Source organism: Acinetobacter sp. NIPH 2699, from assembly GCF_022549355.1.
Taxonomy (GTDB): domain Bacteria; phylum Pseudomonadota; class Gammaproteobacteria; order Pseudomonadales; family Moraxellaceae; genus Acinetobacter.
This window is the reverse complement of the sequence record NZ_JAKZGL010000001.1, coordinates 215,307-228,280: the sequence shown is the minus strand read 5'-3', so window position 1 is coordinate 228,280 and position 12,974 is coordinate 215,307. Positions and strand designations below refer to the sequence as shown.

General features: G+C 38.8%; 9 protein-coding genes and 1 pseudogene. 9 read left to right on the top strand and 1 reads right to left on the bottom strand.

Going from position 1 to position 12,974, the window contains the following annotated elements; genetic code table 11:
- Positions 1-9: 9 nt before the first annotated feature.
- The 7 genes and pseudogenes from MMP72_RS01035 (at position 10) to MMP72_RS01005 (ending at position 8,644) form a co-directional block, all read left to right on the top strand.
- Positions 10-366 carry a LysR family transcriptional regulator gene (locus MMP72_RS01035; RefSeq protein WP_241313819.1) on the top strand — a complete coding sequence of 119 codons (357 nt, stop codon included), beginning with the start codon at positions 10-12 and terminating at the stop codon, positions 364-366.
- A 337-nt stretch (positions 367-703) separates the two neighbouring features.
- On the top strand, positions 704-2,542 hold the full coding sequence (atzF, locus tag MMP72_RS01030; RefSeq protein WP_241313818.1) for an allophanate hydrolase: 1,839 nt from the start codon (positions 704-706) through the stop codon (positions 2,540-2,542).
- A 15-nt stretch (positions 2,543-2,557) separates the two neighbouring features.
- Positions 2,558-6,163, top strand: a complete 3,606-nt coding sequence (gene uca / locus MMP72_RS01025; protein WP_241313817.1) for an urea carboxylase — start codon at positions 2,558-2,560, stop codon at positions 6,161-6,163.
- 12 nt (positions 6,164-6,175) lie between these two features.
- Entirely contained in the window at positions 6,176-6,871 is a 696-nt protein-coding gene (locus MMP72_RS01020) for a GntR family transcriptional regulator (RefSeq protein ID WP_241313816.1), read from the top strand.
- Positions 6,872-6,892: 21 nt separating this feature from the next.
- Entirely contained in the window at positions 6,893-7,114 is a 222-nt protein-coding gene (locus tag MMP72_RS01015) for a hypothetical protein (protein WP_241313815.1), read from the top strand.
- 197 nt (positions 7,115-7,311) lie between these two features.
- Positions 7,312-7,482 (top strand): annotated as a pseudogene (locus MMP72_RS01010) (protein deglycase HchA); the annotation flags it as partial.
- Positions 7,483-7,630: 148 nt separating this feature from the next.
- Positions 7,631-8,644 carry a 2-dehydropantoate 2-reductase gene (locus MMP72_RS01005; protein ID WP_241313814.1) on the top strand — a complete coding sequence of 338 codons (1,014 nt, stop codon included), beginning with the start codon at positions 7,631-7,633 and terminating at the stop codon, positions 8,642-8,644.
- A 59-nt stretch (positions 8,645-8,703) separates the two neighbouring features.
- Here MMP72_RS01005 and MMP72_RS01000 read toward each other — a convergent pair whose 3' ends face one another.
- Positions 8,704-9,576 carry a bile acid:sodium symporter family protein gene (locus MMP72_RS01000; RefSeq protein WP_241313813.1) on the bottom strand — a complete coding sequence of 291 codons (873 nt, stop codon included), beginning with the start codon at positions 9,574-9,576 and terminating at the stop codon, positions 8,704-8,706.
- Positions 9,577-10,253: 677 nt separating this feature from the next.
- Between MMP72_RS01000 and MMP72_RS00995 the strand changes: the two genes are divergently transcribed.
- Together MMP72_RS00995 and MMP72_RS00990 are read left to right on the top strand one after the other, a co-directional pair.
- Entirely contained in the window at positions 10,254-11,321 is a 1,068-nt protein-coding gene (locus MMP72_RS00995) for an HlyD family secretion protein (protein WP_241313812.1), read from the top strand.
- A gap of 24 nt (positions 11,322-11,345) precedes the next feature.
- Complete coding sequence (locus tag MMP72_RS00990) at positions 11,346-12,893, top strand: DHA2 family efflux MFS transporter permease subunit (RefSeq protein WP_241313811.1); 1,548 nt, start codon at positions 11,346-11,348, stop codon at positions 12,891-12,893.
- The last annotated feature ends 81 nt before the right edge of the window (positions 12,894-12,974 follow it).

Genomic DNA, 12,974 nt, shown 5'->3' with positions numbered 1-12,974 from the left:
TATTTATTCATGTCAAAACCACGTTTAAAATTACACGTCCGCATATTATCTGAAGAACAGATTGCTTTTGGTCCCGGTAAAGCAGAGTTACTTGAAGCAATACAGCGTACAGGTTCGATTTCGCAAGCAGCTAAATCAATGAATATGAGCTATCGTCGTGCATGGCAATTGGTGGATACCATGAATCAATGTTTCCATTCTAATCTTGTGGAAACACAAACAGGTGGAACGCATGGTGGTGGTGCAGTTGTCACTGATTTTGGGCAAGTGATATTGAAAAAATTTAGAGTCATGGAACAAAAAGCAAAGATTGCATTAGAAGCAGATTTCGAAGATATTGCGCACTATCTAAAATTAAAAAGATAATCTATTTCTCCAAAATTAATTTTATACCAATTATTATAAATAAATTATCAACAGCACAACGGGCGGCATCCATGCCACCTCCAAGATAGCAAATATTGACTTGAGTTTAGATTTAAAGAACTTCATTACTGGTATGAGCATTTTAGATGTGATTTAAGTGTGCTGAGTTATGGAGCATTTGCCATAAACCGAAGCCTTTTTAGCACCATCAATAAACAATTTTAAAAAACACTCATCAAATAAGATATATAAACTATTAATTTATTTAATAAAAATAGGGTTGGCATGCTTTCTGCTTTTATCTATCCAAACTTGTATACAAGATAGGATTCATAAAGTGAGCGAGATAAAAACTTTAGGCTGGACAATTTCTGAATGGCAAACGGCGTATTTAAAAAATGAGATTCAACTCGATCATTTAAAAGAATTGGTTGTATCAATTGATTCTCAGGATCGTGCTTGGATTTCGGTTGCGAGTACAGAGCAAATTGAACAGCAAATCCAAGCATTGAATAGCTTAACTCAAGATGCTGATGATCTATCTAAACAATTTCCACTCTACGGTATTCCATTTGCGGTTAAAGACAATATTGATGTTGCAGGCTTTGTCACAACAGCGGCATGTAAAGCTTTAACCGTAATTGCAGAACAAGATGCAGAAACGGTTCGTTTACTCAAACAGGCTGGTGCGATTGTGATTGGTAAAACCAACCTTGATCAATTTGCGACTGGCTTAGTCGGGACACGTTCACCATTTGGTGCAGTGCCAAATACTTTTAAGCCTGAGTATGTGAGTGGTGGTTCAAGTTCGGGTTCAGCAAGTGTAGTAGCTCGTGGATTAGTCCCATTTGCATTGGGTACTGATACAGCGGGTTCAGGACGTGTGCCTGCGGGATTCAATAATATTGTGGGATTAAAACCAACCAAAGGGCGTTTTTCAAATCGCGGTTTATTACCTGCTTGTAAGAGTATCGATTGTATTTCTATCTTTGCATTAACGGTGGTAGATGCAGATCTGGTTGCTCATCAAATTGAAGCTTTTGATCCTTTAGATAGCTATTCTCGTAAGCATTCTCAAAATGTTCCAGCACGTTTCTCCAGCAAACTCAAATTTGCCATTCCTAGTCAGCTTAACTTTTTTGGGGATGTACAAGCTGAAAAAGCATTTCAACAAACCGTTCAATTATTAGAAAGTTTAAATGCTGAAATTACCAAAATTGATTTTTCAGACTTTGAGAAATTGGCAGCGCAATTGTATCAAGGTTCGTGGGTGGCAGAACGCACGGCTGCTGTTGAAGAATTACTTAAAACCAATGTGGAAGATTTTGATCCAACGGTTTTAGAAATCATCAAACAAGGTGAAAAATATTCGGCAGTCGATGCCTACAATGCTGAATATTTAAAACAGGATTTAGCCCGCAAAATTCAGGAGAAATTGACTGAGTTTGATGCCCTAATCGTACCAACTACGCCAACGATTTACACCATTGAGCAGGTTCAGCAGCATCCCATTGAATATAACGCGCATTTTGGGATATATACCAACTTTACCAATTTAGCCGATCTTAGTGCGCTTGCCGTACCAGCAGGTTTTAGAGCGGATCATTTACCGTTTGGCATTACCTTAATTGCACCAGCTTGGCATGATGCTGCATTGGTTCATTTTGGTAAAGCATGGCAAAACTACTTGGCACTTAAACTGGGTGCTTTAGATAAGAGCTTGCCTGTAAGTCCTGCAACGCTTGCTTCTCCACATCATATTCGTGTTGCGGTGGTGGGAGCGCATCTGACAGGCATGCCACTGAATTTTCAATTGACCACGCGTGATGCCGTGCATATCGAAACCACAAAAACCTCTAAAAATTATGCGTTATATGCCTTAAACGGCACGATTCCACCAAAACCGGGTTTAGCTCGTCAGCAAGAAGGTCAAAGCATCATTGTTGAACTCTGGGATGTGCCAACTGCTCGATTTGGTGAATTTGTGGCAGAGATTCCAACGCCTTTGGGCATCGGTAATGTTGAATTGGAAGATGGCCGTTGGGTCAAAGGCTTTATTTGTGAGCCTTATGGCATAGATGATGCAGAGAATATTAGTCATTTTGGTGGATGGAGAGCCTATATCCAGCATCGTAACGGTCAAGCGAATCATCAAACAGCAAACACAGCAAATTAATTGGGGGAAAGCATCATGTTTAAGACAGTACTTATTGCAAACCGTGGTGAAATTGCTGTTCGAGCGATTCGCACATTGAAAAAATTAGGCGTGACCAGTGTTGCTGTGTATTCAGATAGTGATCGTTATGCGCAGCACGTTGAAGATGCAGATATTGCGATTGCATTAGATGGATTAAAACCAGCCGATACTTATTTAAGTATTGAGAAGCTCATTCAGGCTGCTAAGGAAACAGGGGCTGAAGCCATTTTCCCGGGTTATGGTTTCCTTTCTGAAAGTGCTGATTTTTCCCGTGCCTGTGAAGAAAATAACATTGCCTTTATGGGACCAACAGCGGAACAGATTTTAGAATTCGGTTTAAAGCATCGTGCTCGTGAATTGGCTGCTGCTGCCAATGTTCCGATGACACCGGGTACAGGTTTACTGGATAGTCTGGAAGAAGCACTCACTGCTGCTGATCGGATTGGCTATCCCATCATGCTGAAAAGTACCGCTGGTGGTGGTGGTATTGGCTTGACCCGTTGTGATACACCGCAAGCATTGACGGATGCCTATGAAAGTGTCAAACGCTTAGGTGAGCAGTTTTTTAAAGATGCGGGTGTCTTTATTGAATGCTTTATTGATAAGGCTCGCCATGTCGAAGTACAAATTTTTGGTGATGGCAAAGGGCAAGTAGTGGCCTTTGGGGAGCGAGATTGTTCATTGCAACGTCGTAATCAGAAAGTGGTTGAGGAAACACCCGCTGCGAATTTGCCAGAAGCGACCCGTAAAAAGCTGCATCAAGCTGCGGTTCAATTAGGGCAATCGGTCAACTATCGCAGTGCAGGAACGGTTGAATTTATTTACGATGCCAATCGGGATGAATTCTATTTCCTTGAAGTAAATACCCGTTTACAGGTTGAACATCCAGTCACTGAAATGGTAACGGGCTTGGATTTGATCGAATGCATGCTAAAAGTTGCTGCGGATGATGAATTGGATTGGGCATATCTCAGCAATATTCAGCCTAAAGGTGCAGCGATTGAAGTACGTGTTTATGCTGAAGATCCTGTAAAAAATTTCCAGCCAAGTCCAGGCGTGTTGACAGAAGTAAGTTTTCCAGAGGGTAGCCGTGTCGATACATGGGTGAAAACAGGCACAGAAATTTCACAATACTTTGACCCAATGATTGCCAAGATCATTGTCCATGCAGATGACCGTGAAGCGGCGATTGAAAAACTAAAAAATGTACTGGCAGAAACTCGTTTAAATGGTATCAGTACCAACTTGGATTATGCGCGTGCCATTATCTCTGATGAGCGTTTTGAATCCATGCAAATCTGGACACGGATGCTGGATGATTTCAACTATACGCCAAACGTGATTGAAGTGGTTCAAGCTGGAACATTGAGTTCAATTCAGGATTATCCGGGGCGTACAGGCTATTGGGATATTGGTGTGCCACCATCAGGTCCAATGGATGATTATGCATTTCAACTTGCCAATCGTATTGTCGGGAATGATGCTAAAGCCGCAGGTTTTGAGTTTACTTTGGTTGGACCAACCTTAAAGTTCCATGCGGATACCACCGTTGCTTTGGCTGGTGCGAGTTGTACAGCACTGTTAGATGATAAGAAAATTGATTTTTGGCAACCTATTGAAGTTAAGGCAGGACAAAACCTCAAAATTGGTCAGGTTGAATCAGGTTGCCGTACTTATTTAGCGGTACGAAACGGTTTAGATGTGCCTGTATATCTTGGCAGCCGAGCTACTTTTGCGCTCGGTAACTTTGGTGGTCATGCCGGGCGTACTTTACGTGTAGGTGACATGATCAAAATGGTCGATCCAGCATTCGCCAGTGCTGAATTGCCACTTGCAAACGAGATACCTCAAACACTATCCACTGATCTGATTCCTGAATATGGCAATGAATGGGAAATTGCGGTGCTGTATGGTCCACACGGTGCACCTGATTTCTTTAAACCTGAATATGTCGAAGAATTTTTTGCTTCTGAATGGACGGTACACTTTAACTCCAACCGTTTAGGGGTACGTTTATCTGGTCCAACACCAAGCTGGGCACGGGAAAATGGTGGTGAAGCTGGCTTGCATCCATCCAATGTGCATGATTGTGAATATGCAATTGGTGCAATCAACTTTACAGGTGATTTCCCAGTCATTTTGGCAAAAGATGGTCCAAGTTTAGGTGGTTTCGTATGTCCTGTGACCATTGCTAAAGCTGAACTTTGGAAAGTTGGACAACTGAAAGCCGATGATAAAATTCGTTTTTATCCAATCAGCGTTGAACAAGCCAATGAATTAGAACGGAAACAAATCGACAATATCCAAAACTTTGCAGATGCTGAGAACGTGGTTGAAACCATTGAACCTGCACAAGAAGTGCTCACTACTATTTTAGCTCAACGTGAACCAACTGACTTGTCACCAAAAACTGTTTACCGTCAGGCAGGTGATAGCTATATTCTCCTAGAGTATGGTGAAAACGTTTTAGATTTGGCTTTACGTTTACGTGTACATAAACTGATTCAAATGATTCGTGATACGAAGATTGCAGGCGTATTAGAGCTTTCGCCCGGTGTCCGTTCATTACAGATAAAATATGATGGCCTCATCATTCCACAATCAGAACTGATCACTCAATTGCTGAAACTGGAAGAAGAAATGGGTGATTTAAGTCAGTTGAAAATCCCATCTCGTATTGTGCATTTACCAATGGCATTTGAAGATAGTGCAACGTTGGGCGCAGTTGAACGCTATCAAGAAAGTGTTTGTGCCAAAGCACCGTGGTTGCCGAATAACGTCGATTTTATTCAACGCATTAATGGTCTAGCGCATCGTGATGAAGTCAAAGATATTATTTTCAATGCCAATTATTTAATTCTTGGTTTAGGCGATGTTTATCTCACTGCACCGTGCGCTGTTCCAATTGATCCACGTCATCGCTTACTCAGTTCTAAATACAATCCAGCACGTACTTTTACCGCAGAGGGAACGGTGGGGATTGGTGGCATGTATATGTGCATTTATGGCATGGATTCACCAGGGGGCTATCAGCTCATTGGTCGTACTTTGCCCATTTGGAATAAGTTTAAGAAAAATAAACAGTTTGGTGACAAACAATGGTTCTTAAAATTCTTCGATCAAATTAAGTATTTCCCAGTTTCTGAGGAAGAACTGAACCAATGGCGTGCAGATTTTGAAAATGGTCGTGCCCAAATTCAGATTGAAGAAACCGAGTTTGATTATGCAGATTATGTGAAATTCTTGGAAAATGAAGCGGAAAGCATTGCTGAGTTTAGAGCTAAGCAACAGCAAGCTTTTACCACTGAAGTGAGTCGTTGGAAAGAGGAATTTGCAGCTCAACCAGAGGAACAAATTGAACGATGCAATCATGTGGATTACAGCCATCTTTCGTCATTAAATGCATCTATGACAGGAAATATCTGGAAAATCTTTGTCGAAAGTGGGCAAGAGGTTAAAAAAGGTGAAACTATTGCTATTATTGAAGCAATGAAAATGGAGTTACCTGTTTATGCAGAAGAAGATGGCATTGTGAAAGCCATTATTTGTAGAGCAGGGCAAACGGTACATAGTGGCGAGCCACTGGTATATATGGAATAGGGCAAGGCTTGCATGAAAGAAACCAAAATAAAAACAACAAAAAGCTCAGACAATTTGTCTGAGCTGGTTTACCAACGCATCAAGAATGATATTTTTGATTTCAAATTAATGCCCGGTGAACGTTTTACAGAGTCCGAGGTTGCAAAAGCCTATGATGTAAGTCGTACCCCAATCCGACAAGCATTGTACCGTTTACAGCAAGAGGGCTATGTGGATGTGAGTTTTCGTAGCGGTTGGCAAATCCGACCGCTTAATTTTCGCTATTATGAAGAACTTTACGATGTGCGGATCGTGTTAGAAAAAGATTCGATTCGTAAACTTTGTCAAATAGATCATCAAAACTCAGTAGAACTGTCCGTTCTAAAAGACTTATGGATGGTTGAGCCGAACCAATATTTAAAAGATATCAAACAACTCTCACAACAAGATGAGGACTTTCATTGTGCTTTAGTTCGCGCTTCTGGTAATAATGAAATGGCAAGGATTCATCGAGACTTGAGTGAGCGAATTCGTATTATCCGACGTTTGGATTTTTCCAAAGATTATCGTGTTGAAGCGACTTATCAGGAACATCAAAAAATACTGGGTTTTATTTTTAATCGAAAAGTAGATGAGGCAATTCAGGCGATTGAAGTGCATATTATGCAAAGCCGTGACGAAGTGAAAAAGATTACGTTGCAAATGTTGGATTCGAGTCAGTTTTATTGAGTGATGAATTCTGGATTACGAATGCTTAAAAATGAATTAACTTACAGTATTAAACAATTTATAGATAAGACGGATATATCTATAAAGAATGCTAATAAAATTGAATGTTTGCTTGAAAGTTTAAATTTGGAACAGGAATTAGTGGATAATACTATTTTACTGTTAGCTTTTTATGTTCCTAGTGGTGAAAAATATATGTACGATGAGGATCAAGTAGCTTATGAGTTGAAGAAAATTTTGTAATAGATAATTGGGCTTTATTTATCATGATTTGGAAATTAATATTTATTAAAACTCTTTTTCTTATGCCTAATTCTGCATAAAACTAACAGTTCTTATCCATTTGCTATTTAATAATAAAAATCAAATTCCAAATCATCAGATGAAACATGATGAATGATCAAACACTCACAGCCCTATTATTGGATAAAGGTCCCAATTTAGTTGGTGAAAACCTAGAGAAGCTTGGTGTGGAAATCCTAAATAAAGGAGCTACAGGGCAAGCCCACAAAGATCGAAAACTCTTAACAGGTGATAGCCCATTAGTTTCGAATAATTTAGGCAAACTTGCTGCTGAAACTTTATTAGCCGATCCAAGTCTTACCACATAATTTTAATTTGTTCTCTAAAGCCCAATCTTCGTATTGGGCTTTTTCTTTGAAAAAATTTAAAATGTGTAAGATAGCTGACAAATGATTTTGCAAATATTGATTAAGTTAAAAGGGTAAAATTGAAATATTAAATATTTAGAGATGATGAATGAAAATATGTATTTATGGTGCGGGCAGTATCGGATGTTATCTTGGCGCAAGATTGGCTGTTGCTGGCTATGATATAGATTTCATTGTTCGTCCTAAAATTAAAAAGCAACTTCAAACATACGGTTTAACAGTTTCAGATTACCAAGGATTTAAGAAGACAATCGCTGCAAACAAACTTCAAATGAAGGATGATCCCAAAGAAGCTGCTCAAGCCAATATTATTTTGGTTTGCGTAAAATCTGCATCTACCGAACAAGTTGCTTACGAGTTAAAAGATATTCTAAAGAAAAAGACCATCATTATTAGTTTCCAAAATGGATTAAGCAATGTTGGGATTTTAAAACAAATTCTAAGCAATCATATTATTCTTGAAGGAATGGTACCTTTTAATGTAGTAGCTTTGGAAAATGGCGTATTTCATCAAGGTACGGATGGGGCTTTGCACGTAAAAAAACATGAAGGATTAACAGAATTAGTCAACGCATTTCAAAAAGCAAATCTTCAAATCAAGCAAGAACAAGATATGCAGGCTGTTCAATGGGCAAAATTATTGTTGAATTTAAATAACGCTATTAATGCCTTATCCCAATTGCCACTGAAACAGCAACTTTCTATCCGAGAATATCGCCAATGTTTAGCAATGGCACAAATTGAAGCACTGAACTTACTTAAAAAAGCAAAGATTAAACCAGCACAACTGACACCGATTCCAGCACAATTTATTCCTACAATATTAAAATTACCGAATACAGTTTTTAAGATTGTTAGTAAGAAAATGTTGGCAATTGATCCGCTTGCACGTTCATCTATGGCAGATGATCTGATTGCGGGTAGAAAAACTGAGGTCGATTGGATCAATGGTGAAGTACTAAATTTAGCAAAACAACTGAAGCGACAAGCACCAATCAATGAAATGTTGGTTCAATTAATCAAACAAGCAGAAAGTAACTCAACCCCAATTGCTTGGTCAGCTCAAGCGCTTAAGAATAAGCTAATAACCTTGGAAACGTGATTAATCATAGAAAGATATAGTGTATGGATCATACACTATATCCAGATAAGCGTTGAAAACTAATTATTTAATTCATCTTTCGGACCAAAGCGAGTAACCCAGATTCCAAAAATAGTCGCAAAGATATACATAAAAATAGAGTAAACCGCGGCAGGCATTGCAATGGTGGTACTAGCCATCACCGTAAGCGCAATCGTCATTGCCAGCGTACTGTTATGGATACCAATTTCAAAAGCACAAGCACGTGCTTGAAATGAGCTAATGCCGAGTAGGCGAGGAACAAAATAACCAACACATAAACTAATTGCACAGAATAGAGCCGTGGCTAGACCAATCTGACCAATGTAATTTACTAAGTTTGCACGCTCTGTAATGATTGCACCTAGAATAATAATCACCAAGAAAATGACGGCAAAGATGCGTACAGGACGATTCAGTTTCTCAGCAAAATGTGGTGCATAGTGACGAACGAGCATCCCGATGCCAACAGGAACAAGAATAATCAAAAAGACTTGTAATATTTTTGAGAATTGCAGTCCAACTTGTTGGCCCTCATTCATAAAATGTAGGATCGAGAAATTGACGATAAAGGGTAAAAAAACGGCGGCGAGTACAGCATTGATTGCCGTCAAACTAATATTAAGTGCAATATCCCCTTTATATAAATAGCTAAATAAATTTGCCGTTGTTCCACCAGGTGACGCGGCAAGTAGCATCAAGCCAACAGCTAATAATGGTGGTAAAGCTAAGATTTTACAGATTAAAAAGGCGATACCAACCAATATGACCAATTGACAGAACAGCGCAATCAATACAGCTTTGGGATGTTTACTTACTCTTGCGAAATCTTTGACCGTTAATTCTAAACCCAAACCTGCCATGACAATTGCAAGGGCAATAGGTAAAAAAAGTGTGATCAGTCCTGAATCCATAATCATTTTTTCCTTTTAATAAATATTATTTGCATGAATAGATGTTGTTTCGTCGTACCCAGTACGAAATCGATCCTTCGATTTGTATTGCTCTTGGGAAAGCCAGTACGACGAAAACAACATATCTAAAAAACCAACGCTTTATGCAATGTGTATTTAGTTATTTTTACTAAATAATTTCACTGATTAATACTACGTATTTTTTCGTTGGAATTTGTCTACTCTACGACAAATTCATAAAATTTTAATAGGTCACTTTTAGACTGAGCATTCATTTTCTATGCACGGTTACATTTTTACAACTATTGAGGATGATGACAGTTCTGTCTTTATGTTGAATCGGGTCGTGTAATTCAGACCGATTTTGAGGAGATTTTAATTTTTTATATTTTTATAAAATGATTAATATTAACAAATAGATATGATTGTTATATTGGTAGTATTACCACCAAACAATGAATAAGAATGATTATTATTTTCTATTGGTTCTTAAGAAAGTAATTGGCTTAAGTGCACAACTGTACCTTAATTATGGTCAATGACACTAAATTACATCGAGCATGATAATTCCCGCCAATTTGATATTTGTAACTATTTATTTGGTTTAGATAAGTGAAAGTTATAGAAATCTTTGAATCGAAATAAAAGAATTTATATTACAACATATGGAATAAAATATGGATGCCATAGCTCGAGTAGAGGTGGGAACGGATACGAAAGTCCAAAAAAAGCAAAAAGTCACTTGGATAGTTTTTTCACTACTTTCGCTATTTTTATTGATTGGGGTAATGTATTACTTCTTTGTATTTCGATTTTATCAATCCACAGATAATGCTTATATCCAAGCAGATGTGACATGGGTCATGCCGAAAATTTCGGGTGAAGTGGTTGAATTAGTCATTAATGATAATCAATTTGTTAAGCAAGGTGAAACCTTAGCGGTGTTAGATCAGCGTGATTATCAAGCACGTTATGATCAAGCTCATTCTTTAGTCACTTTAAAAGAAGCGGCACTTGTTGTTCAACAACAAAATGAAAGATCCGCAAAATCAACCATTAATGAAGCAAATAGTGGGGTATTTGCGGTACAAGCTGATTTATCTCGTTTGAAAAAGGATTACGCCCGCTATCAAGACTTATTGAAAGATGGGGTGATTACCCGCCAAAACTTTGACAGCATTCAATCTCAGTATCTTTCTGCTCAGGCGCAATTAAACAAAGCGTTAGCAACCGTCAATTCAGCAGAAGCTCAGCTTGGAAGCCTACAAGCAGGTCGAGCACAACTCTTAGCCGATATTCAAAATGCAAAAGCAAGCTTGGATCTTTATCAAATTGATTTAGCATCTGCAAAAGTCATTAGTCCTGTCACTGGCAAGGTGGGGAGTTTAGCCATACAAAAAGGTTCGCGTGTTGGTCCGCAGACACGATTAATGGCGATTATTCCTGAGAACAGTTTATATGTTCAGGCTAATTTTAAAGAAACCCAAATCGAAAAAATGCATATTGGTCAGGAAGTTAAATTAAAGATAGATGCTTACCCAAGCTTAACCTATACCGGAAAAATCGAAAGCTTTTCGCCTGCATCAGGTGCAACCTTCTCTTTGATGCCACCAGATAATGCAACAGGGAATTTTAATAAGGTCGTCCAGCGAATTCCAGTTCGTATCGCGATTGATAGCAACGCTCATATTGATCTTATCAAACCGGGTATGTCCGTTAAAGCAACCGTGAACTTAAGAACTTAATCATAACGATTTTAGGTAGTAAAAATGCATAAGCGTTACGATGAGGACTGGAAGTTTGCGCCGAATGTCGCATGGGCCATTTTCATTGCCATGATTTTTGGCAATTTTATGGCGATTCTTGATATTCAAATTGTTGCAAGCTCTTTGAATGAAGTTCAGGCAGGCATGAGTGCCAGTCGTTATGAGGTGACATGGGTTCAAACGGTATATCTGATTGCTGAAATTATCGCAATTCCGATGTCCAGTATTATCGCGCGCGTGATATCTACACGGATTTATTACACGATTTGTGCGGTTGGATTTACGATCAGTTCTTTATTGTGTGCAATGGCATGGAATTTAGAAAGCTTATTGGTTTTTCGTGCAATCCAAGGTTTTATGGGAGGCGGTATGATTCCAACGTCCATGACCGCATTATTTCTACTTTTTCCTGAAGCAAGACGCTCTTTACCATTGGTTCTCTTTGGTATGGTCAGTACTTTGGGGCCTGCAATTGGGCCGACTGTGGGTGGTTGGCTGACCAATAACTTCTCATGGCACTGGATGTTCCTGATTAATATTATTCCAGGCATCATCATCGCCACCATTATTTTTTCTGGACCAGATATTGATCGTGCTGATCATTCCTTACTGAAAAGCATGGATTGGATCAGCCTCATTGCGATGGCGATGTTCTTGGGCGGGCTGGAATACTTTTTGGATGAAGGCGCTCGACATGATTGGTTAGTGGATAGTGGGGTGCGAATTGCATTTATTATTTGCATTCTGGGGGGGATTACCTTCTTTTATCGAAGTTTTACCCAAGAAAAACCCTTATTGGATTTGAGTGTTTTTAAGAATAAAAATTTTACCTTGAGTGCGATCATTACCTTCGTCATCGGAATGGCGCTGTATGGTTTAGGTTATATGATTCCCGTTTTTCTTGGGCAAGTCCGAGAAATGAACAGCAGCCAAATCGGTCATATTATGATGGTGACAGGCGTCGTTATGTTCTGTTTTGCACCATTCCTTGCATGGTTAATTCCAAATTTTGATACTCGAAAAACAGTCTTTATTGGCATGATCTTGGCCGGATTTGGTGTCTGGTTAAATTCGCATTTAAGTATTCATAGTGATTATGACTTTATGTTTTGGCCGCAGATTTATCGTGGTATTGGCTTAATGATTTGTCTCATTGTGGTGTCGCATTTAGCCATGAGCACATTGCCACTCAGTAAAGTTGCTGATGCCAGCGGTATTTACAATCTGATGCGCAATATTGGTGGTGCAGTGGGACTTGCGTTAATCAACTCCTCGCTTGATTGGCTTACTGCAATCCATGTTACCGAGTTAAATCAATATATGACCCCACAAAATTGGATTTTTGTAGAACGACTTGAACAGCTCACAGCGCAATATCAAGAAGTAGGTTCAAATGCGCAGCAAATCGCACTCAGTATTATTTATCGAGATATTCATTATCAAGCACTGACATCAAGTTTTAATGATTTATTACGGATGCTGTCTATCATTATGTTTGTGGTTGCTTTTCTCACATTTTTTATGGATAGGGGGAAGAAAATGAATATGTAAAAATATCATATTAGAGGGTCAGTTTTTTAATATATTAAAAACTGGAAAAGGTATATATCTATATACTCTTTAAATAAAAAT

Excerpts from the sequence above, each read along its gene's own strand:
- MMP72_RS00995 (WP_241313812.1), top strand. The coding sequence starts at position 10,254 with ATGGATGCCATAGCTCGAGTAGAGGTGGGAACGGATACGAAAGTCCAA.
- MMP72_RS01005 (WP_241313814.1), top strand. The coding sequence starts at position 7,631 with ATGAAAATATGTATTTATGGTGCGGGCAGTATCGGATGTTATCTTGGC.
- MMP72_RS01020 (WP_241313816.1), top strand. The coding sequence starts at position 6,176 with ATGAAAGAAACCAAAATAAAAACAACAAAAAGCTCAGACAATTTGTCT.
- MMP72_RS01000 (WP_241313813.1), bottom strand. The coding sequence starts at position 9,576 with ATGGATTCAGGACTGATCACACTTTTTTTACCTATTGCCCTTGCAATT.
- MMP72_RS00990 (WP_241313811.1), top strand. The coding sequence starts at position 11,346 with ATGCATAAGCGTTACGATGAGGACTGGAAGTTTGCGCCGAATGTCGCA.
- uca (WP_241313817.1), top strand. The coding sequence starts at position 2,558 with ATGTTTAAGACAGTACTTATTGCAAACCGTGGTGAAATTGCTGTTCGA.
- MMP72_RS01035 (WP_241313819.1), top strand. The coding sequence starts at position 10 with ATGTCAAAACCACGTTTAAAATTACACGTCCGCATATTATCTGAAGAA.
- MMP72_RS01015 (WP_241313815.1), top strand. The coding sequence starts at position 6,893 with ATGCTTAAAAATGAATTAACTTACAGTATTAAACAATTTATAGATAAG.